The organism is Bradyrhizobium sp. 17, from assembly GCF_023073515.1.
GTDB lineage: Bacteria > Pseudomonadota > Alphaproteobacteria > Rhizobiales > Xanthobacteraceae > Bradyrhizobium > Bradyrhizobium canariense_D.
Genome location: NZ_JADPJQ010000080.1, coordinates 119,738 through 140,638, shown reverse-complemented (window position 1 = coordinate 140,638; position 20,901 = coordinate 119,738). Strand labels below are relative to the sequence as shown.

Sequence of the window (20,901 nt, the reverse complement as noted above, 5' to 3'; positions counted from 1 at the left end):
CGCTCCTACCGGTCTTGCTTGAGCTGCGGCGCGACGCTCTCGTTGCGCTCGCGCCATGGTGCCGGCGTCGCGGGCCGCAGGCTGGTGTAGGGCGCAATCGTCGAACGATAGCCGGCGCGCGCGATCTTGGCCGCGGGATCGGCAGGATCAGCGCCAGCGACTTGTATCGTTGCCGGCATGCAGCCGGACAACGCCAAGGCCGTCGCGGCCAGCAGCGGCCAATTGAATCGAAAGTGTCGTCCCCGCGCCGCGGATGCAGCGGCGGACTTCGCCCCGGAAAGCGTAAGCATGAGTCATCCCTGATCTGTCTGGAGACCACAGGTGCGCGCGCGCGGATGCGCGCTCGGCCTGACGTCGTCGCGCGTCAGATCAGGCGATCGGAGGGCGGTAGTGCAGGGGCGGCGCCGCGCTGTGCAGGCTGGCCACGATCTCGGGCGAGCAGGCGGAAACCGGCTGAAGCGACTTTGCGACGCTGGGCAGGTCGGCCGGCAGCGCGCTCACGCACATCATCGCGCAGCACGGTCCCGCCGTACCCTTGCCGCCGTGATGATGAGGGGTGGGGGGCGCGTCCTGCGCGGCGGCCTGGTGATGCGCATGCGGCCCGGCGTGGTCATGCGAAGCGCCGTCATGCGTGTGGCTGGCCTGCATCTGGTGATGCACCGGCACGCGATCGGCGAGGAGCGCGTCGTCGAGGCACGGTGCTGGAGCGCTACCCCAGGCGAGGCTTGCGGCCGGCGCGATCACGCAGAACAGATAGGCGAAGGCAATGAAGCGCCCCACCTTGATCCGCATCGATCGTGTCAATCGCAGCAACATTCCGCCGACATGCTCTCCGCGCCGCCGTGTTGCATGCGCTGATTTGCAAAATAATGACAAAACGCGCGTTCGCCAAGCTCCATCTTACCGCAGTGCACCGTGCATGCCCAATATCGCGCCACAATGGTTGACCCTGTGGTGATCCGCGGGCCATGGTCCCGCCCGTGCACGCACCAAATCAGTCTGGACAAACACCCGAAGCATTCACCCCTGATTCGCGTCAGGCCTGGATGCGCCTCGTCATTGCGCTTCTGATCGGCTCGATCGGCGGCGTCGGCATGTGGGCGATCGTCGTCATGATTCCCGCGGTGCAGGCCGAATTCTCCGCCACGCGCGGCGCGGTGTCGCTGGCTTTCACCCTGATGATGTTCGGTTTCGGGCTTGGCGGCGTCATCGCCGGCAGGATCACCGACCGCTTCGGCATCGTGGCGGCTATGGCGATCAGCATTGCCTTCCTCGGGGTCGCCAATGTGCTGGCGGGTCTGTCGACCCAGCTCTGGCAGTTCGTGGCGGCGTATTTCCTGATCGGGCTCGGCACGTCGGCGACCTTTGCGCCGCTGATGGCGGAGGCCTCGCACTGGTTCGAGCGCTATCGCGGCCTGGCCGTGACGATCGTCGCCAGCGGCAATTATGTCGCCGGCACGATGTGGCCGCCGCTCGTGAGCACGGGCATGCAGACGATCGGCTGGCGCTTCACTCATATCGGCATCGGCCTCGTCTGCGTCAGCCTGATGACCATCCTGGTGCTGGTCCTGCGCGCGCAGATGGGCGACGACAAGGTTCACGATCATGCCAATGCAGCGCCGCCGCGGGTCGACCTCAAGCTCTCGACCAACACGCTGACGGTGCTGCTCTCGATCGCCAGCATTTCCTGCTGCGTCGCCATGGCAATGCCGCAGGTGCATATCGTCGCCTATTGCGGCGATCTCGGATATGGCGTGGCGCGCGGCGCCGAGATGCTGTCGCTGATGATGGCCTGCGGCATCGTCAGCCGGATCGGCTCCGGCTACCTCGCCGACAAGATCGGCGGCATCCCCACACTGCTGATCGGTGCGGTGGCGCAAGGCTTTGCACTCGTGTTCTATCTGTTCTTCGACGGCCTGACCTCGCTCTATTTGATCTCCGCGATGTTCGGCCTGTTCCAGGGCGGCATCGTGCCGAGCTATGCCATCATCGTGCGCGAGGCGATGCCGGCGAGCGAAGCCGCAACCCGCGTCGGCATCGTGATCTTCGCCTCCGTGTTCGGCATGTCCTTCGGCGGCTGGGTCTCGGGCGTCATCTTCGATGCGACAGGTTCCTACGCCGCGGCGTTCGCCAACGGCGTGGCGTGGAACGCGCTCAATATCGGCATCGTCTTGACGCTGCTGATCCGCTCGCGGATCAATGCAGTCAGGACCGGTCCGGGTTTTGCGACCTAGACTGCCTGTCCCGCCTTCAGCAGCGAACAACCCGTGATCTTGTAGCTGCCGTCTGCCTGCTGCTCGAGCGTGTAGAGCGCTTCCCAGGCCTCGCCATTGGCATCGATGATATGGACGTGCTGGGCAATCCGGCTGCCCTCGCTCTTGCTGTCGCCAAATTCAAAGCTCTTGTGCCGGTACACCGGCGGGTAGCCGTTTTGCACCATGGACATGAAGATGTCGGGCGCGGGGAAGATCTCCTGGATCGCAGGAGCGGCGTAGGAATAGGCCCCGCGCGCGTCGTCGCGGCCGAATGCCTGCTCCTGGGCGCGGATGATACTCTGTGCCGTCGCGACATCGTCGGCGCGCGCTGAGATGGGACCGAAGGCGACACTGAGAAAGACCAGCAAGGCGGCGATGCGCATGACAAGCTCCGCGTTGAAATCCCGGCGGCGCGGATCCTAGCACATCTCGAGGGCTATCGCTTCCGCTTTGCAGCCGGCTTCGCAGGCTTGGCGGACGCGCGGACCTTGGCTTTCATGGCAGGCTGCACCCGCAAACCGTCAACGAACACGTCGAGCATCCGCAGCACCGAGCATTGCCAGCCGGGCTGGTCGTGCATGTAGCACATGCCAAAGAACGCGCGCAGCAAGTCCTCGGGACTGACGTCCGCGCGCATCGCGCCGGCCGCGGCTGCGCGATCGAGCAGCGAGCCGATCGCCTTGGTCAGGCGCTCAAAGGAAAAGGCATGCAACTCCGACCCGCTCTGCACCGCGAGTGCCAAGGCTGCCACCATGCCCTTCTTGGTGGCAACGAATTCGACTCCTGAGCGCAGCCAGCGCCTGAGCGCGTCGACCGGGTCACTGGCGTTCTTCAACTGCTCGGCGAGCTCGCTGAGCTGCTCGACCTCGCGCCGGTACACCGCCTCGAACAAATCCTCGCGGGTCGGGAAATGCCGATAGAGCGTGCCGATGCCAACGCCGGCGCGTTTTGCCACCGCCTCCAGGCTCGCCTCCGGACCACCCGCGTTGAACACGGCCTTGGCCGCCTCGAGCACGCGCTCGCGATTGCGCACGGCATCGGCACGGGGCTTGCGGGTCTGGTCGGTGGTGTGGTCGTCCATCCACGCAATGTAGATCACGAATTGGTTAGATTGAACCCTTACGGGGCTGCATCGCGTTGATGCGCACGGGCTTTTGACGAATTCCAAATATTTCCCGCCGGCCCTTGTTAAGCGGAGGCTGCCTCCGTATCTTCGCTGAAGTCGTTGCCCCGGATGATGTTCGGGGGGCGCATGTCGACGGCGGCCACGGCGGTGGCGCGCTGCGCGACGACTCATGTCCATATCTGATCGGAGCCTTGTATGAACCACTCCATCAGCCTCACCGTGAACGGTGCGCGGCGCGACTTCGTCCTCGACGATCCGCGCGTCACGCTGCTCGATCTCCTGCGTGAGCGCCTCCATCTGACCGGAACCAAGAAGGGATGCGACCGCGGCCAATGCGGCGCCTGCACCATTCTCGTCGACGGCAAGCGCATCAACTCCTGCCTCGCGCTCGCGATCAGTCATGACGGCGCCGACGTCCTCACAATCGAAGGCATCGCGCGCGGCGACCAGCTTCACCCCGTGCAGGCTGCCTTCATCGCCCATGATGGATTTCAGTGCGGCTTCTGCACGCCCGGCCAGATCATGAGCGCGATCGGCATGATGAGCGAGGCGCAGGCCGGCAACGATCCCGAGCGCATTCGCGAATGCATGAGCGGCAATCTGTGCCGCTGCGGCGCCTATGCCGGTATCGTCGATGCCGTGCTCGACGCGCAGGCCGGCATGGACGAATCCAATCAGAGGCGCTCCGCATGAAGCAATTTGATTACGTCAGGCCGGCCACGGTCGCCGAAGCCGTCGCGGCCGCGACGCAGCCGGGCGCGGTCTATCTCGCCGCCGGCACCAATCTGCTCGATCTGATGAAGGGCGGCGTCAGCCGTCCGGATCGTCTGGTCGACGTTACCCATCTCGACGGACTCGATCGGGTCGAGCGCCTTGCCGACGGTGGTATCCGCATCGGCGCACTGGTGAGCAACGCCGATCTTGCGCATGACGCAGACTTTGCCAAGGCCTATCCGGCCGTCGCCGAAGCGCTGCTCTCCGGCGCATCGGCGCAACTGCGCAATGCCGCGACCGCGGGCGGCAATCTACTGCAACGGACGCGCTGTGCCTATTTCTACGACACCGCAAGTCGCTGCAATAAGCGCGAGGCCGGCAGCGGCTGCGACGCTCGCGACGGCGAGAACCGCACCCACGCCGTGCTCGGCTGGAGCGAAAACTGCATCGCCACGCATCCGTCCGACTTCTGCGTGCCGCTGGTTGCGCTCGACGCCATCGTCGAGATTGAGGGCAGGAACGGGCGGCGCGAGATCGCGCTCGACGAATTGCATCGCCTGCCCGGCGATACGCCCGAGCGTGAATCGGCGCTCGAACCGGGTGATCTCATCGTCGCGGTGCGCCTGCCGCCTGCGGCGCGGGGCTTTGCCGCGCATGCGCGCTATCTTAAGGTCCGCGATCGAACGTCCTACGCGTTTGCCGTCGTCTCGGCTGCGGCTGCGCTGCGGATCGAGAACGACAAGATCGTGGAGGCGCGGCTTGCGCTCGGCGGCGTCGCGGCAAAGCCCTGGCGCGCCCGCGCTGGAGAGGACGTGCTCAGGAACGTCGCGCCCACGGTGGACGCTTTCCAGGAAGCCGCCTCGCGCGCGCTCGCCGACGCAAGACCGTCGGGCGACAACGCCTTCAAGATCGAGCTCGCGCGCCGGATTGTCGTGCGCGCGCTGAGCCTCGCCGCCGCCGGTACGCCCGTGCGCATCCCCGCGCTGCCGGCCTCTCCCTTTGCCTCGACGTCCGGAGCCATTCATGCCCGAGCTTAATCTCACCAGCGCACCCGCCCATCTGCGCCATGGCTCGAACATCGGCCAGCCGCTGACCCGCCGCGACGGCGTCCTCAAGGTCAAGGGCCAGGCAACCTACGCCGCCGACAATCATCCGCCCGGCATGCTGTTTGCGGTGATGGCCGTCGCCAGCATTTCGCGCGGCCGCGTGACTTCGCTCGATGTCGCCGCTGCCAAGCGCCACCCCGGCGTCGTCGATGTCATGACGCCAGACCACAAGCCTGGGCTCGCGATCGATCCCGAGATCAAGACCAACCCCTTCGTGTTCCGGATGGAGGTGTTGCAGAGCAATGAGGTCCGCTACGCCAACCAGCCGATCGCCGTCGTGATCGCCGAGACGCTGGAGGCTGCGACGGAAGGCGCGGCGCTGCTGGCGCCGCGCTACGAGACGCTGCCCGCGCTCATCGGCCTCGATGCGGGTGAAAGCTTCGTGCCGCCGGTCGTCGGTGTCGGCAACCCCACGGAAAATCACCGCGGCGATGTCGAGGCGGGGCTTGCCTCCGCCGACAAGCGGATCGACGCGATCTACGAGACGCCGCCGCAATATCACAATGCGATGGAGCCGCATGCGATCGTGGCTGCCTGGGACGGCGACAGTCTGCAGATCGACATGCCGACCCAGGGTCTCATGCTGTCGCTGGCGCGCGTTGCCGAATTATTCGGCATCGCGCACGACAAGATCCACATCCGCAGCCCGTTCCTCGGCGGCGGCTTCGGCTCGAAGGGGCTCATGGCCGGCCCTCCGGTGCTCGGCATCATGGCGGCAAAGCTCGTCGGCAAACCGGTCAAGCTGGTGCTGCGCCGTGAGCAGATGTACGGCCCGGTCGGCCATCGCGCGCCGACGCGGCAGCGGCTGCGCATCGGCACAGATGGCGAGGGGCGCCTGACCGCGCTCGATCACCATGCGAGGACCGTGTCGAGCACGTTCGACGATTTCTACGAACCCGCGGCTGATGCCTCGCACACCCTCTATGCGGCGCCCGCGATCCGCACCTCGCATGATGCCGTGCGCGTCAACACCGGCACGCCGTTGTTCATGCGCGCGCCCGGCGAGGCCACCGGCTCGATCGCGCTAGAGAGCGCGATCGACGAGATGGCGTGGGCTTGCGGCATCGATCCGCTCGCCTTTCGTCTGAAGAACTATGCCGAGGTCGAGCCCATCACCGGCAAGCCGTTCTCGTCCAAGGCATTGCGCGCCTGCTACGAGCAGGGAGCGGCGCGCTTCGGCTGGGCGAAGCGATCGCTCCAGCCGCGGCAGATGCGCGACGACGATGGCCTTCTGGTCGGCTGGGGCATGGGCACCGCGACGTTCCCGGCGCTGATGTTCCAGGCCGAGGCACGCGCAGTGCTTCGCCGCGACGGCTCCGGCGCCATGGAAATCGGCGCGCATGACATGGGGCAGGGCGCCTGGACGGCGCTGGCGCAGATTGCGGCCGACGAACTGGGGCTTGATATCGACCGCGTCGAGTTCAAGGCGGGTTCATCCGACCTGCCCGATGCCGGCATCGCCGGCGGCTCGGCACACACGGCAACCGCGGGTGCCGCGATCCACAGCGCAGGCGCGGCCGTGATTGCAAAACTCGCCGATCTCGCCACCGGTGACGAGCGCTCGCCGCTGTTTGGCGCCGGCAATGCCGGGGTGATCGCGCGCGATGGCAGGTTGATCCGGCGCGACGACGAGAGCCGCGGCGAAAGCTACGCCGAGATTCTCGCGCGCGCAGGCGTGGCCGAGGTCGAGGCGCGCGGCACCGGCACGCCGAATCCGGCGGAAATGGAGGAGTATGCGATGCATGCCCATGGCGCGGTGTTCGCGGAGGTGAAGGTCGATCCCGAGCTCGGCCAGGTCCGCGTCACCCGCATGGTCGGCGCTTTCGCCGCTGGACGCATCGTCAACCCGCGCATGGTGCAGAGCCAGCTGTTCGGTGGCATGATCTGGGGCCTGTCCTTCGCGTTGCACGAGGAAGCCATCACCGACCGCCGCACGGGCCGGATCATGAACGCCAATCTCGGCGAGTACCATATCCCGGTGAATGCCGACGTGCCGCCGCTCGACGTGATCACGGTCGATGAGCACGACCCGCACGTGAACGCGCTCGGTATCAAGGGTGTCGGCGAGATCGGCATCACCGGCAGTGCGGGCGCGGTTGCCAACGCGGTGTGGCACGCGACGGGCGTCCGTGTCCGCCGCTTCCCGATCCGGATCGAGGAGTTGCTGACGTAGCCTTTAAGCAGCGGCGGGCGAGGCCGTCTCGCTCTCCGCCTGCTAGTGCAGCTTCTTGCGAAGAGCCTTGAGCGCTTCTCGCTGCGACTCGATGTAGTTCGCGATGGCCTTGCGCAGCTCCTCCGAATGGAGCTTGTCGTTGTCGCGCTGCACTTCATCGAGTGCGGCCTCTGCATTTGCGAGCGTGATCTTCATAGCGAGCCCTGTTACGAAGCGGCTCCGGAAAGCGGAGGCTGCTTGGCTATGGCTCGAAATATATAGAGGATCAGGCTGCGGAAATTGAGATGGCTCAAGCTCCGTAAGATACCGGTGGCTCCGTAGGATCGCGGATAACTTCAAAATGTCGGCGGTGTGCAGGCCGAGATCACCTCGCACGGCTTGCCGCCGACGCAGCGGAAGCGATGCGGACGCCGGCTCTCGAAGTAATAGGCATCGCCCGGATTGAGGATGCGGCGCTCGTCCTCGACGGTGACTTCGAGCTTTCCTGAGATCACGATGCCGCCTTCCTCCCCGTCATGGACGAGGTGAACGCGCCCGGTGTCGCTGCCGGGCTCGTAGCGCTCCTTCAGGATCTGCAGGCTGCGACCGAACAGATTGTCGCCGATCTGCCGATAGGAGATCGGCTTCTTGCCGACCTCGGTCAGCTCTTCGCCGCGGTAAAATATCTTGCGCCGGCTCTCCGGCTCCAGCGCGAAGAATTCGGCGAGCCCCATCGGAATGCCGTCGAGGATGCGCTTGAGGGCGCCGACCGACGGGTTCATCTGGTTGGATTCGATCAGCGAGATCGTCGAATTGGTGACGCCGGCGCGCTTGGCGAGTTCGCGCTGCGACAGCTTCTGGCGCGCCCGGATGAATCGCAGCCGTCCACCGATATCGACGCTCATGTCCCTGTCCCGTGTTGCAGGTGTTGCGGATCGCGCAAATATGGACCGGCAGCCCCAGTCAAATCAATGGCTTGCAGCCTCTCAGAAAAGGACTTGTTGCGCTTTTCAAGCCGTGCCTCTGGTAGCAGGTCAGCAAAGGAGCGTGGCCCGTGACCCTTCATCAGATTCCGAACACCATCAAGACCGACTCGTTCTGGATGCCGTTCACGGCCAACCGGCAATTCAAGAAGGCGCCGCGCCTGTTCTCCTCGGCCGAGGGCATGCACTACACCACCGTCGACGGCCGCAAGGTGATCGACGCCTCCGCCGGCCTCTGGTGCGTCAATGCCGGCCACGGCCGCAAGCAGATCGCCGCCGCCGTCGAGCGCCAGCTGATGACGCTGGACTTCGCACCGTCGTTCCAGATGGGCCATCCGCTGGCATTCGACTTCGCCGAGCGTCTAGCCGAGATCGCGCCGAAGGGTCTCGATCGCATCTTCTTCACCAATTCCGGCTCCGAGTCGGTCGACACCGCGCTGAAGATCGCGCTCGCCTATCACCGCGCCAACGGCCAGGCGAGCCGCACCCGTTTGATCGGCCGCGAGCGCGGCTATCACGGCGTCGGCTTCGGCGGCACCTCGGTCGGCGGCATGGTCGCCAACCGCCGCGCCTTCGCGACCCTGCTGCCGGGCGTCGACCACATCCGCCACACCCACGATCTCACCCGCAACGCCTTCGCCAAGGATCAGCCCGAGCATGGCGCCGAGCTCGCCGATGATCTCGAGCGGTTGGTGGCCCTGCATGGCGCCGAGACCATCGCCGCCGTCATCGTCGAGCCAGTGCCCGGATCGACCGCGGTGTTGCCGCCGCCGAAGGGCTATCTCCAGCGCCTGCGCGAGATCTGCGACAAGCACGGTATTCTCCTGATCTTCGACGAGGTCATCACCGGCTTCGGCCGCCTCGGCACGCCGTTCGCCGCCAACTTCTTCGGCGTCACGCCTGACATGATGACGACGGCCAAGGGCATCACCAACGGCACCGTTCCCTGCGGCGCCGTGTTTGCGAGCCGCAAGGTTCACGACGGCCTGATGGTCGGCCCGGAGAACGCGATGGAGCTGTTCCACGGCTACACCTATTCGGCGCACCCGGTCGCCTGCGCCGCGGGCATCGCGACGCTCGACATCTACAAGGATGAAGGCCTGCTGACGCGCGGTGCTTCGATCTCCGAATATTGGCGCGACGCGCTGCATTCGCTGAAGGGCCTGCCTAACGTCGTCGATATCCGCAATTGCGGCCTGATGGGCGCGGTCGAGTTGTCGCCGCGTGACGGTACGGTCGGCGTGCGTGGCTACGACGTCATGGTCGACTGCTTCAATCGCGGGCTGTACTTCCGCATGAGCGGCGATAGCTTTGCGCTGTCGCCTCCGCTCATCGTCGAGAAGAGCCACATCGACGATATCGTGTCGATCCTCGGCGATGCCATCAAGCGGGTGGCCCGATAATTGCTCTCGCCGTTGCGGAGTTCCCTTTTGCAGCGGCGAGCGTGATGCCGCAGGAGTTTGACCAAGCGTGAAAGTTCTGATCCTCGGCAGCGGTGTCATCGGTGTCACCTCTGCCTACTACCTCGCGCGTGCCGGCCATGAGGTGACGGTCGTCGACCGTCAGCCCGAACCGGCGCTCGAGACCTCCTTTGCCAACGCCGGCGAAGTGTCGCCCGGCTATTCCTCGCCCTGGGCCGGTCCCGGCGTGCCGGTGAAGGCGGTCAAATGGCTGCTGATGAAGCACGGCCCGCTGGTGATCCGGCCGAAGCTCGATCCCGGGATGTGGGTCTGGCTGCTCAAGATGCTGCGCAACTGCACCAGCGAACGCTACGCGATCAACAAGAGCCGGATGATTCCGATCGCGGAATACAGCCGCGATTGCCTGCGCGACCTGCGCCGCGACATCGGCATCCAGTATGACGAGCGCTCGCAGGGCACGCTGCAGCTGTTTCGCTACCAGGCCCAGCTCGACGGCACCGGTGAGGACATCGCCGTGCTCAAGCAATACGGCGTGCCGTTCGAGGTGTTGAGCCGGGAAGGCTGCATCGCGGCCGAGCCGGCTCTGGCGGGCGTGAAAGAGAAGGTCGCGGGCGGACTACGCTTGCCGCAGGACGAGACCGGCGACTGCCACATGTTCACGCAGGCACTGGCCAAGCATGCCGAAGCGCTCGGCGTGCGCTTCATGTTCAATACCGGCATCGACCGCATCGTCACCGACGGGGCGCGCGTCAGCGGCGTCGCGACCAGCGCTGGGATGTTGCAGGCAGACGCTTACGTGCTCGCGCTCGGAAGCTGGTCGTCGCGGCTGGTCGCGCCGCTCGATATTTCGCTTCCAGTCTATCCCGTGAAGGGTTATTCGATCACGGTACCGATCAAGGACGCTTCCGGCGCGCCGGAATCGACGGTGATGGACGAGAGCTATAAAGTCGCCATCACGCGCCTCGGCAATCGCATCCGCGTCGGCGGCACCGCCGAAATCTCCGGCTTCTCGAGCCAGCTCTATGGTGCGCGACGCGCCACGCTCGATCACTCGCTGACCGATCTGTTCCCGCGAGGCGGCGATCTCTCCAAGGCGACGTTCTGGAGCGGCCTGCGCCCGATGACGCCGGACGGCCCGCCCGTGATCGGCCCGACGCAATACGCCAACCTTCACCTCAACACCGGCCATGGCACGCTAGGCTGGACCATGTCCTGCGGCTCCGGCCGCGTGCTCGCCGACATGCTGTCAGGCAAGAAGCCGGACATTGATGTGAGTGCGCTGACAGTGGACCGGTACAAGTACCGGTTTGGCTAAGACTCTATCCTCCCGTCATTGCGAGGAGCTCTCGCGACGAGGAATCCAGAGTGTCTCCGCGGTGAGAATGTGGATTGCTTCGCTTCGCTGGCAATGACGGCTGCGCTACGCCGTCCCCGTCACGCAATTCACCCACAGCACCACCGCCTTCGCGTCATTGGCTGGATTTGAAAACCGGTGCGGCCGACGGCTTGCAAACCGAAAACTGTCGCCCGTCTTCAGCGACCACGTCTCGCTGTCCACCGTCAGCATCATCTCGCCTTCGAGAACGAGGCCGGCTTCCTCGCCGTCATGGGTGTAGAGCTCGTCACCGGTGGAGCCGCCCGGCTCCAGATGCACCAGGAACAGGTTGAGCCGGTTGTCGGGGCTGGCGGGGCTCAGCAACTGCTTGGACACGCCGGTGCGCCAGAGCTTCAGCTCGGGCCGCTGCAGTCCGCGCGTGACCACCTGATCTGGTGCACCGTCGGCGTTCGGGCTGGCGCCGAACAGCGCGGCGATGCCGACGCCGAGCACGTCGGCGAGCGTGGCCAGCACGCGCAGCGACGGCGACGACAGTCCGCGCTCGATCTGGCTGAGGAAACCGATCGACAGCTCCGTGCGCGAGGCGACCGTCTCGAGCGAGAATTGCCTGATGCGCCTGAGATCGCGAATGCGGCGGCCGACCGCAACATCCATCGCCGGCTCGGCCGCTTTGGCGATAGCCCGGGCGGAGGCTTTCACCTTCACCTTCTTCACCGGCTTTGCGGCGGCCGGCCTGTGCATTCTCTTGCCACCGCTCACGTCAAACCGCTTCCTTCATGTGCATGAAAACCACTTGCATCGGCCGCAGAAGTGTGACCAAATTTTCATACTGGTGAAAATAGGCCGAAACGGCTTTGCCCGCAACGTCTGCGATGAACGAGGTTTGCGAGCGCCGCCATCGGTCGGGCCCAAGGGGGATGCGATGAAGCGTTTTGGTCTGGCCGCGCTCGCGGCACTCGCGATTGCCGCAGCAGCGCCGGCTTCGGCGCAGCAAGTGCTGAAGGTCGGCTCGACGCCGACAGGCATTCCCTTCACCTTCCTCGACACCAAGACCAATAGCATCCAGGGCATCATGGTCGATCTCGTCACTGAAGTGGGCAAGGATGCCGGCTTCAACGTGCAGATCGAGCCGATGCAGTTCTCGGCCCTGATCCCGTCGCTGACATCAAGCAAGATCGACATCATCGCGGCCGCGATGTTCATCACAGCGCCGCGCAAGGAGGTCGTCGACTTCTCCGACCCGATCTACACCTATGGCGAAGGCCTCGTGGTCCCCAAGAGCGACACCAAGGCCTACGCCACCCAGGACGATCTGAAGGGCGAGACGGTCGGCGCTCAGGTCGGCACCGCCTTCGTCGACGCGCTGAAGAAGTCCGGCCTGTTCGCCGACGTCAAGGCCTACGACACCATCCCCGACATCCTGCGCGACGTGAACACCGGCCGCCTCAAGGCCGGTTACGCCGACTATCCGATCCTCGCCTACAATCTGAAGCAGGGCGGCTTCCCCGAGGTGCGCCTGGTCGATGGCTACAAGCCCGTCACCGTCGGTTCGGTGGGCATCGGCGTGCGCAAGGGCGAGGCCGCGCTGCTCGGCAAGATCAACGCTTCGCTCGCCAAGCTGAAGGCCAACGGCACCATCGACAAGATCCTCGATAAATGGGGTCTGAAGGCACAGGGTTGATCGGCAGAGGCCATCGATGAAAGCTGATCGATGAAAGGCTTCTGGCACGACGCGGCCGAATTCTTCCCGATCCTGATGAGCGGCGTCGCGCTGACGATCGTCGTCACCATCGGCTCGCTGCTGCTTTCGACGGTTCTTGGCCTCGTCTGGGCGATGATGCGGGTCTCCGGCATCCGCGTCCTGTCGCTGCTCAGCGCCAGCCTGATCAACGTGATCCGCGGCATTCCGATCATCGTGCTGTTGTTCTACCTCTATTTCGTGATGCCCGATCTCGGCGTTACCCTGTCCGCGTTGCAGGCCGCGATCCTCGGGCTCGGCATCGCCTACTCGGCCTATCAGGCGGAGAATTTCCGCGCCGGCATCGAGGCCATCGACAAAGGGCAGATCGAGGCGGCGCAATCGATCGGCATGGGCTGGTGGCTGACCATGCGCCGGGTCGTGCTGCCGCAAGCGGTGCGGATCGTGCTTCCGCCCTACGGCAACGTCATGATCATGATGCTGAAGGACTCTTCGCAGGCCTCGACCATCACGGTCGCCGAGCTCGCCCTTCAGGGCAAGCTGATCGCGTCCTCGACCTTCAAGAACACCAACGTGTTCACGCTTGTCGCGCTGATGTATCTCACCATGAGCATTCCGCTGATCCTGCTGGTCCGTCACTTCGAGAAGCGGGCCGGCAAGAAATGATCGAGTTGACCGACGTCCACAAGAGCTTCGGTGCGAACGAGGTGCTCAAGGGCATCACGGCGTCCGTCCAGAAGGGCGAGGTGGTCTGCATCGTCGGCCCCTCCGGCTCCGGCAAGTCCACCATCTTGCGCTGTATCAACGGTCTCGAAAGCTACGACCGCGGCGAGATCAGCGTCGAGGGATTGAAGGTCGACCGCGACGCGCCGTCGATCGTGAAAGTCCGCACCCAGGTCTCGATGGTGTTCCAGCGCTTCAATCTGTTTCCGCACCGGACGGTGCTGGAGAACGTGGTTGAAGGTCCGCTCTATGTGAAGCAGGAGCCACGCGCTGCCGCATTCGAGCGTGGCCGCGCGCTGCTCGCCCAGGTGGGCCTTGCCGAGAAAGCCAACGAGCATCCGCCCCAGCTCTCCGGCGGCCAGCAGCAGCGCGTCGCCATCGCACGGGCGCTGGCGATGCAGCCCAAGGCCATCCTGTTCGACGAACCGACCTCGGCGCTCGATCCTGAATTGGTCGGCGACGTTCTCGGCGTGATGCGCAAGCTCGCCGACGACGGCATGACCATGGTCGTCGTCACCCATGAGATGGGCTTTGCCCGCGACGTCGCCGACCGCGTGCTGTTCATCGACGGCGGCGTCATCGTCGAGCAGGGGCCGGCCAAGTCGCTGCTCAATCAACCCCAGCATCCGCGCACGCAGGACTTTTTGCGCCGCGTGCTGCATCCGCTCTGACCGGTCTTCGCCATGACCACGCGCCTGCCTCTGCCGCCGTCCCTCTACGCCGACACCGCCGTCGTGCCGCCGACTACGCCGCCGCTCGACGTCGACAGGACGGTCTCGGTCGCGATCGTCGGCGGCGGCTACACCGGCCTGTCCACGGCGTTGCACCTGGCGGAGCAGGGTGTCGAGGCACTGGTGCTGGAGGCGCAGGAGCCGGGCTGGGGCGCATCCGGCAATAATGGCGGCCACACCAATCCGGGACTGAAGCACGACCCCGATCAGATCGAGGCCGATTTCGGCGCTGAGCTCGGCCGCCGCATGATCGACTTCTCCTACGGCACCACGAATTTTACGCATGATCTGATCCGCCGTTACCAGATCCCGTGCGAAGCGCGGCAGAACGGTACGTTGCGCGCGGCCTATAACGAGGCCAGCGCGGCCGCCATCGAGAAAACCGCACAACAGTGTATCGCCCGCGGAATGCCGGTGTCGTATCTCAATCGCGAGCAATTGCGCGGGATGACCGGCACGGATCGCTATATCGGCGCCATGCTGGATGCGCGCGGCGGCGATCTGCATCCGCTCAGCTACGCCCGTGGTCTCGCGCGTGCTGCAATCTCGGCAGGCGCGAAGGTGCACGGCGAAACACCCGCACTATCACTCCGTCGCGAGGGCAGCCGCTGGCGCATCGAGACGCCGCGCGCGGTGGTGCATGCCGACAAGGTGCTGCTCGCGACCAACGGTTTTACCGACGATCTCTGGCCGGCGCTTCGCCGCACCATCGTGCCGGTGTTTTCCTCGATCGCGGCCACGGCCCCGCTCTCTGACGACGTGGCCCGTTCGATCATGCCGACGCGTCCCGTCCTTTACGAGAGCGGCCACATCACCGTCTATTACCGCATCGATCAGCAGAACCGCCTCTTGATGGGGGGCCGCGGCCCGATGCGCTGGATCAGTTCGCCGCGCGACGTCGCCTATCTCATGCGATACGCCGAACGGCTATGGCCGCAGCTCAAGGGCGTGGCCTGGACCCATGGCTGGAACAGCCGGCTCGCCATCACCGCGGATCATTACCCGCACGTGCACGAGCCCGCGGACAACATCCTGATCTCGCTCGGCTGCAACGGTCGCGGCGTCGCGCTCTCGACCGCGATGGGCGCGCAGCTCGCGCGGCGTCTGATCGGCGGCGCCAAGGCCGAGCTCGACATGCCCGTCACCGGCATCAAGCCGATCCCGATGCATGCCTTCTGGCCGGTCGGCGTGACGACGGCAGTGATCGCTGGTCGCCTGCGCGACCGGCTGGGGATCTAGGCTCAGCCCTCCGCCACCGCGTCGGCCCAGGGCTGGAAGATCTCGACCGCGCCGGAATTGGTGTCGCCGTCGCGCATCACGACGCTCGGGCAGGCGAACTTCTGCGGCAAGGACTGCACCCGCGCTTCCTCATAGTCGAATCGCGCCGCGAGCGTCTCGCGTGTGTCCGCCGGCAACCTGGTATCGCCGATCACGATCGCGCCTTCGCTGGCGTCGATGCGCGGTTGATGGATTGCGGCATCGAGATCCATGCCAAAATCCATCGCAAACGACACGATCTGCATCACCGACGGGAGGATGCGGCGACCGCCGGAGGCACCGACCGCGAGCCGTCTGCCGTCCTTGGCCTCGGCGATGACGGGCGTGTAGTTGGTGAGACAGCGCTTGCCAGAGGCGAGCGAGTTGGTGGTGCCTGGCTTCGGGTCGAACCACATGATGCCGTTGTTCATGGCGATGCCGGTGTGCGGCGTGACGTATTTCGAGCCGAAGGACGACAGCAGCGTCTGCGTCACCGCCGCGATGTTGCCGTGGCGGTCGACCACGGAGAAGTGCGTGGTGCAGGCGGGCGCCAGATAGTCCGCGCCGTGCGAGCGCTTGCCGTCGGCATCGCCCATATCCTTGAGCCGCTCGCGATAGGCCGATTGCAGCGCGGCGGCATATTCGGCATAGGCGCCCGCATCGGGCGCGCTTCCCGGCTTCAGGTTCTGCTGCAACAGGCGCAGCGCATGCGCCATGGTCGGTCCGGCCGTCAGCTCCGGTGTCGCAAACACCTTGCCGCCGCGATAGGGGATCGCCAGCGGATCGCGCAGATGGGCTCGGAACGCGGCGAGGTCCTCCACCGATAGCGCGCCGCCGTCAGCCTTGATGTCGGACGCGATGCTCCTGGCGAGGTCGCCCTGGTAGAAATCGCGCGGACCGGCGTCGGCGAGGTGCGCCAGTGTCGCCTTCAGCGTGTCCAGCGGCAGCCGCGTCTCGGACTTGATGCCCCACGGCGCGCTCGGCGGGAGGCCGTCCTTCAGGAACGTTGTCGCGCTCGCGGGATAGCGCCGAAGATCGGACGCCGATGCCGCGATCGTCAGCGTGGTCCACCAATCGACCAGCAGGCCTTCGCCGGCGAGGGCGACGGCCGGCGCGACCAGATCCTTCCACGGCAGCCTGGCGTGACGGCGATGCGCCTCCTCCATGCCGGCGACGACGCCGGGCACGGCGATCGAGCCGGGGCCGTGGATGTTGCGGTCGTCCTTCACCCGCTGCCAGGGAAACAGGTCGGAAGCCGCGCCTTCGCCGCTGAGCGGATAGTCGGCGGCGCGCAGGCTTTGCGGCGCGCACATGCCGTAGTCGATCACCTCGTAGAGATTTTCCGCGGCACGGTAGAGCACCATCGCGCCGCCGCCGCCCATGCCGCTGTTCCAGGGCTCCAGCACGTTAAGCGCGAAGGTGGTGGCGACGATCGCGTCCACACAGTCGCCGCCCGCCGTCAGCACTTGCGCCCCCACTTCGGCCGCCCGCCGCGATTGCGCGGCGACGATGCCGCCTTTGGATGTGACGGCGGGCTTGCGGACGGTTTGGGTGTGGCTGAACTGGTGCGGCATGATGATGTCTGTGTGCTGTCTTCGGTTTGGCTTCGTTGCGCTGAGCTCCGCGAAGAATGGCACATCGCCCCCATCGAGAACATCGAAAGGGCGACGCGGCATGGCTGGTGTGTAACAGCGGGGGTGGCGCAGTCGGCAAGACGTAGATGCCAAGACGAGAAAGCCCGGGACAGGCCCGGGCATGACGAGTTATGAGACCGATCAGTGGGAAGCGGAAGCCGCAGGGCTCAGCGCGCGCGATCCAGCCGGCTGGCCTGATACCTGGCGTGCCATTTCGGGCCAGGCCCGCGCATGTAGTGGAGCTCGGGGCGGTAGGGATTGCCCGCGATCCGGATCAGCGTCAGCCATTTGCTGGCGATGAAGTTCAGGGGCTGGCGGAGCAGGGTCAGTGACGCGAGCAACATGGCATCACCTCAGTGCGGCTTGCCGAGCATGGCAGTGAAGGGGAGGTCGAAGATCTCCTCGCCGTCGGAGCCGCTGACATGGATTACCCAGTCGCGCCAATCCTCAGCGCCGGGCGTCAGGATCATCGCGTTCATGATCTGGGCGGCACGGTCGCGCGCCTCGGTCAGGTTGGTCACGGCTGTGCCGCTGCGATCGATCAGCGTGCCGTCCAAGTTGGAGCAGTGAAAATAGACCTGGACCATATGCGTCTCCTATTGGGAGCGATTGGGACGGCAAACCGATACCATTCCAAGCCTTCGCGAAACATTCGGGTCGAGCCCGGTAAGGGAATCTACGGAGATTGGTCGGCGCCAAGCCCCCTGCTGGTTTGATCACAAGGGGGTGTTGATCAACTGGACGGCGTTCCCGCGGCATGGAACAACCCTGGACGGAACGTCCGGGAGGCGCCGTGAACCACCTCACATTTTGGCGTGAAAGCCGAAGCCTGCGCGCATGCACGGGCGCGTTGGTGGTCCTCCTGACCCTCGCCTCGGTAGGCTCATCAGAACCGGTCCGCAAGAGCGGCTATGCGATCGGCACGGAGACCTGCGGCAGCGCCGATCTCGCCTTTCCCAGAATCCAGATCGACATGAAGGCGGGATTTTGCGCTGGCCTCGTCGCCAGCGAGGAGGATCGGCTGAAATTCCCGCGCTCGATCATCCAGGTGCCCGGTCGTGACCTGTTCGTGGTCGCCGACATGGCGGGCTGGGGCCATACCGATGGCCGGCTGCTGTTGCTCGACCCGCGGGCACCCCAGGGACAGCGGTTCAAGGAGTTGCTGACTGCAATCGAATATCCGTTCGGCCTCGCGATCGGCCCGGACAAGAAGCTCTATGCCTCGAGCGCGGAGACGATCTTCCGGTTCGATCCGCTCGCCGACAATCCGCGCGACACGGTCGAGACCGTCGTCCGTCACATGCCCGGCCGCCGGATCACATTGCCCGACGGCAAAAAGCTCGACGAGAGCGCGCATCCATTCAAGCAGTTTGTCTTTGATAAGAACGGCCGGCTGTTCGTCAATGTCGGCTCGCAGAGCGACGACTGCATCACGCCGGCGCCGATCACGAGACCTTGCGCGGCGGCCGAGGGCGTTTCCGCAATGGCGTCGATCTGGCTGTTCACGCCGCCCCCGGGCGGTATCTTCCCGGCGTTGAAGCCTGGCGAACCCGACCCGCCGCACGGTGTCTATGCGCGCGGCCTGCGCAACTCGATGGCGCTGGCGCTGCATCCGAACTTCCCTGATGCGGGCTATGCCTTTCTGCAAGGCGAGAACGGCCGCGACCTGCCTGACATTTTCAAGCCGAACGAGGAGATCAACGCGATCGAGCAGGGCAGGCATTACGGCTGGCCCTATTGCTACGATTTGTCGACGCCGAGTCTAGAATTCAGGATCGTATTGCGGTCGGGGGTCTACAAATCGCTGTGCACCGCCAACGCTCTCTACAAGGCGCCGTTCTCGCTGCTGCCGCCGCACGGCGCGCCGCTCGCGATGCTCTATTATCACGGCGCGAAATTTCCGGAGCTCGAGGGCAAGCTGCTGGTCGGCCTGCATGGCTACCGCCCGACCGGCAGCCGCGTCATCGTCTATGACGTCGACGATCACGGCTTCCCGAAGCCCGCCCCGGCGCCGGTACGCTATCATGTCAGTTGCGCGGCCGATCCGACCCACAGCTTTCAGACCGAGGCCGGCGCCGTCGCCGCCGCGCCGTTCGAGGAGCTGATCGCAGGCTGGCACCGCGTCAACGGCGCGCGGCCGCAAGGTGCGCCGGTCGGCATGACGGTCGCGGAGGACGGCGCAATCTGGCTGGTCGAGGACAAAAACCAGACCGTGATCCGGATCGACCGCGCCGCGGGCGATGCGCCGTCGCCGCTGCCCTGCGACGTGCGTAGCCAGGCGCTGATCGAGCAACTGGCGGTCTTCGTGGCCAGGGACGCGCAGAACAGCGTCCGGCTCACCAATTTGCGCAAGGGCCTCGTCGAAAAGCACTGCGTCGGCTGTCACTCGGATTTCGGCCTGAAGCCGGGCCTATCGGACGCTCAGAAGGACGCGACGGTGCTTCGCTTCATGCTGTCGCAGGATGGCTGGATCTATCCTGGTGATCCCGATTCCGGAAAGTTGCGCACGCGGCTTCGTGGGTTGGGCGCGGAGAAACTGATGCCGCCGGGTGGCGACGGCCTGCCGAAGGCCGAACCCGGTTACACGCGCCTGCTCGACACGGCGGATCTGCTGGTGTCAAGAATGGTTCCAGGCATCCGGATGCGGATCAAGTCCGGCCCGCCGCAGCGCAAGTTCTTTGGCAAAACGAACAAGGAATGCGGCGAAATACCGGCTGCCAAGGTCGTCGTCGTGACACAAAGGAATGCTGTAGACAAACCCGGTTTCAGCCGCTTCTTCCGACCGGCCGATGCCTATCTGAATGGCGAGTGCAGCGACGGCGATGGCTATTACATCCGGCAGGAATTTCTGGTGCCTGTGCAGTAGCGTTGTTCTCGTCCTTGCGACGGCACCGGCCCGAGCGGAAACGAAACTGTTCGAAAGCGTGCAGGTGACGCCATCAGGCGAATACACGTTCGGCATCGAAGGGCCGGCCGCCGATCTCGACGGCAATCTCTTCGTCGTCAATTTCGGCAAGCCCGGCACCATCGGTAAGCTGCCCGTCGGCGGCACGGCGTCCGAGCCGTTCACGGCGCTGCCCGAGGGCAGCGTCGGCAATGCCATCCGCTTCGCGCGCGACGGCACCATGTTCATCGCCGACTACAAGAAGCACAACATCTTCGCGATCCCGAAGGGATCGACCGAGCCCGCCATCTGGTTTCACTCCGACGAGATGAACCAGCCCAACGACATCACCATCGCCCGCGACGGCACGATCTACGCGAGCGATCCGAACTGGAAAGGTCGCGAAGGCCACATCTGGCGCATCGCGAAGGGAGCCGACGGAACGGTGCAGGGACAGCTGATGTCGGCGCCGCGCGCGATGGGCACGACCAACGGCATAGATCTCAGCCCTGATGACAAGACGCTCTATGTCGGGGAATCCAGCAGCGGTCAGATCTGGTCCTATACGGTCGCCGGCAACGAGCTCACCAGTCCAAGACTCGTCAAGGCATTTCAGCCCGACACTGTCGACGGCCTGCGCACCGACATCGCTGGCCGCCTGTATGTTGCGCGCATCCTCAAGGGCACGATCACGTTGATGAAGGCCAATGGCGCGGTGGAGCGGGAGATCACGCTGAGAGCCAAGGAGCCGACCAACCTCGCCTTCGGAGGCCACGACGGCAAGACGATCTTCGTCACTCAGCGTCAGGGCGGCTTCGTCGAGTCCTTCCGCACCGACCAGCAGGGCCGCGAGCACTGCCTTCAGCGCGGGCGCTGCTGA

The 20,901-nt window shown here is 65.3% G+C and carries 22 protein-coding genes; 12 read left to right on the top strand and 10 right to left on the bottom strand.

Annotated elements, in window-relative coordinates; translation table 11 throughout:
• Nucleotides 1-5: 5 nt before the first annotated feature.
• Complete coding sequence (locus IVB13_RS16595) at nucleotides 6-290, bottom strand: hypothetical protein (RefSeq protein WP_018455708.1); 285 nt, start codon at nucleotides 288-290, stop codon at nucleotides 6-8.
• A gap of 79 nt (nucleotides 291-369) precedes the next feature.
• Nucleotides 370-816, bottom strand: a complete 447-nt coding sequence (locus IVB13_RS16590) for a hypothetical protein (RefSeq protein ID WP_346731625.1) — start codon at nucleotides 814-816, stop codon at nucleotides 370-372.
• A gap of 152 nt (nucleotides 817-968) precedes the next feature.
• Here IVB13_RS16590 and IVB13_RS16585 point away from each other — a divergent pair, with 152 nt between their 5' ends.
• Nucleotides 969-2,234 carry an MFS transporter gene (locus IVB13_RS16585; protein WP_026233006.1) on the top strand — a complete coding sequence of 422 codons (1,266 nt, stop codon included), beginning with the start codon at nucleotides 969-971 and terminating at the stop codon, nucleotides 2,232-2,234.
• Here IVB13_RS16585 and IVB13_RS16580 read toward each other — a convergent pair.
• Both IVB13_RS16580 and IVB13_RS16575 read right to left on the bottom strand, forming a co-directional pair.
• The gene (locus IVB13_RS16580; protein ID WP_018455705.1) at nucleotides 2,231-2,638 is read right to left on the bottom strand and encodes a DUF4864 domain-containing protein; all 408 of its coding nucleotides are present in this window, start codon (nucleotides 2,636-2,638) and stop codon (nucleotides 2,231-2,233) included. The two genes, IVB13_RS16585 and IVB13_RS16580, sit on opposite strands and share 4 nt — an antisense overlap.
• 53 nt (nucleotides 2,639-2,691) lie before the next feature.
• Nucleotides 2,692-3,336 carry a TetR/AcrR family transcriptional regulator gene (locus IVB13_RS16575; protein ID WP_247489702.1) on the bottom strand — a complete coding sequence of 215 codons (645 nt, stop codon included), beginning with the start codon at nucleotides 3,334-3,336 and terminating at the stop codon, nucleotides 2,692-2,694.
• A 240-nt stretch (nucleotides 3,337-3,576) separates the two neighbouring features.
• Between IVB13_RS16575 and IVB13_RS16570 the strand changes: the two genes are divergently transcribed.
• From IVB13_RS16570 to IVB13_RS16560, 3 genes are read left to right on the top strand one after another with little or no spacing between them, the layout of a single operon-like run.
• Nucleotides 3,577-4,074, top strand: coding sequence for a 2Fe-2S iron-sulfur cluster-binding protein (locus tag IVB13_RS16570; protein WP_247410369.1), 498 nt, complete (start codon nucleotides 3,577-3,579; stop codon nucleotides 4,072-4,074).
• Complete coding sequence (locus tag IVB13_RS16565; protein ID WP_085357878.1) at nucleotides 4,071-5,132, top strand: xanthine dehydrogenase family protein subunit M; 1,062 nt, start codon at nucleotides 4,071-4,073, stop codon at nucleotides 5,130-5,132. The genes IVB13_RS16570 and IVB13_RS16565 overlap by 4 nt, the downstream gene beginning before the upstream one ends.
• Nucleotides 5,119-7,374, top strand: coding sequence for a xanthine dehydrogenase family protein molybdopterin-binding subunit (locus IVB13_RS16560; protein ID WP_247489674.1), 2,256 nt, complete (start codon nucleotides 5,119-5,121; stop codon nucleotides 7,372-7,374). The genes IVB13_RS16565 and IVB13_RS16560 overlap by 14 nt, the downstream gene beginning before the upstream one ends.
• Before the next feature lie 42 nt (nucleotides 7,375-7,416).
• Here the strand turns inward: IVB13_RS16560 and IVB13_RS16555 are convergent, their stop codons facing one another.
• Entirely contained in the window at nucleotides 7,417-7,569 is a 153-nt protein-coding gene (locus IVB13_RS16555; RefSeq protein WP_018455699.1) for a hypothetical protein, read from the bottom strand.
• Nucleotides 7,570-7,709: 140 nt separating this feature from the next.
• Nucleotides 7,710-8,258 (bottom strand): cupin domain-containing protein, encoded by a 549-nt coding sequence (locus IVB13_RS16550; RefSeq protein WP_007600574.1) that lies wholly within the window; start codon nucleotides 8,256-8,258, stop codon nucleotides 7,710-7,712.
• A 149-nt stretch (nucleotides 8,259-8,407) separates the two neighbouring features.
• Between IVB13_RS16550 and IVB13_RS16545 the strand changes: the two genes are divergently transcribed.
• Both IVB13_RS16545 and IVB13_RS16540 read left to right on the top strand, forming a co-directional pair.
• A complete protein-coding gene (locus tag IVB13_RS16545; protein ID WP_247489672.1) occupies nucleotides 8,408-9,739 on the top strand; it encodes an aspartate aminotransferase family protein in 1,332 nt (443 codons plus the stop codon).
• 67 nt (nucleotides 9,740-9,806) lie between these two features.
• On the top strand, nucleotides 9,807-11,072 hold the full coding sequence (locus tag IVB13_RS16540; protein WP_247410372.1) for a D-amino acid dehydrogenase: 1,266 nt from the start codon (nucleotides 9,807-9,809) through the stop codon (nucleotides 11,070-11,072).
• Nucleotides 11,073-11,177: 105 nt separating this feature from the next.
• Here IVB13_RS16540 and IVB13_RS16535 read toward each other — a convergent pair whose 3' ends face one another.
• Complete coding sequence (locus IVB13_RS16535) at nucleotides 11,178-11,834, bottom strand: XRE family transcriptional regulator (RefSeq protein WP_018455696.1); 657 nt, start codon at nucleotides 11,832-11,834, stop codon at nucleotides 11,178-11,180.
• 181 nt (nucleotides 11,835-12,015) lie between these two features.
• Here IVB13_RS16535 and IVB13_RS16530 point away from each other — a divergent pair, with 181 nt between their 5' ends.
• Genes IVB13_RS16530 through IVB13_RS16515 form a run of 4 tightly spaced genes read left to right on the top strand, consistent with a single transcriptional unit; the run spans nucleotide 12,016 to nucleotide 15,485 of the window.
• A complete protein-coding gene (locus tag IVB13_RS16530; RefSeq protein WP_018455694.1) occupies nucleotides 12,016-12,774 on the top strand; it encodes an ABC transporter substrate-binding protein in 759 nt (252 codons plus the stop codon).
• Between the two features lie 30 nt (nucleotides 12,775-12,804).
• Entirely contained in the window at nucleotides 12,805-13,458 is a 654-nt protein-coding gene (locus IVB13_RS16525) for an amino acid ABC transporter permease (protein WP_018455693.1), read from the top strand.
• A complete protein-coding gene (locus IVB13_RS16520) occupies nucleotides 13,455-14,186 on the top strand; it encodes an amino acid ABC transporter ATP-binding protein (RefSeq protein WP_018455692.1) in 732 nt (243 codons plus the stop codon). Before IVB13_RS16525 ends, IVB13_RS16520 begins: the two co-directional genes overlap by 4 nt.
• 12 nt (nucleotides 14,187-14,198) lie before the next feature.
• On the top strand, nucleotides 14,199-15,485 hold the full coding sequence (locus IVB13_RS16515; RefSeq protein WP_247410374.1) for an FAD-binding oxidoreductase: 1,287 nt from the start codon (nucleotides 14,199-14,201) through the stop codon (nucleotides 15,483-15,485).
• A 2-nt stretch (nucleotides 15,486-15,487) separates the two neighbouring features.
• Here the strand turns inward: IVB13_RS16515 and IVB13_RS16510 are convergent, their stop codons facing one another.
• From IVB13_RS16510 to IVB13_RS16500, 3 genes are all read right to left on the bottom strand, one after another.
• Nucleotides 15,488-17,077: a gamma-glutamyltransferase gene (locus tag IVB13_RS16510; protein ID WP_247489670.1), complete on the bottom strand. Its 1,590-nt coding sequence runs from the start codon at nucleotides 17,075-17,077 to the stop codon at nucleotides 15,488-15,490.
• 227 nt (nucleotides 17,078-17,304) lie between these two features.
• Entirely contained in the window at nucleotides 17,305-17,481 is a 177-nt protein-coding gene (locus IVB13_RS16505; protein ID WP_018455689.1) for a hypothetical protein, read from the bottom strand.
• A gap of 9 nt (nucleotides 17,482-17,490) precedes the next feature.
• Nucleotides 17,491-17,724, bottom strand: a complete 234-nt coding sequence (locus IVB13_RS16500; protein WP_007606355.1) for a hypothetical protein — start codon at nucleotides 17,722-17,724, stop codon at nucleotides 17,491-17,493.
• A 206-nt stretch (nucleotides 17,725-17,930) separates the two neighbouring features.
• Between IVB13_RS16500 and IVB13_RS16495 the strand changes: the two genes are divergently transcribed.
• Together IVB13_RS16495 and IVB13_RS16490 are read left to right on the top strand one after the other, a co-directional pair.
• Nucleotides 17,931-20,003 carry a PQQ-dependent sugar dehydrogenase gene (locus IVB13_RS16495; RefSeq protein ID WP_247489668.1) on the top strand — a complete coding sequence of 691 codons (2,073 nt, stop codon included), beginning with the start codon at nucleotides 17,931-17,933 and terminating at the stop codon, nucleotides 20,001-20,003.
• Nucleotides 19,960-20,901, top strand: coding sequence for an SMP-30/gluconolactonase/LRE family protein (locus IVB13_RS16490; protein WP_026233001.1), 942 nt, complete (start codon nucleotides 19,960-19,962; stop codon nucleotides 20,899-20,901). The genes IVB13_RS16495 and IVB13_RS16490 overlap by 44 nt, the downstream gene beginning before the upstream one ends.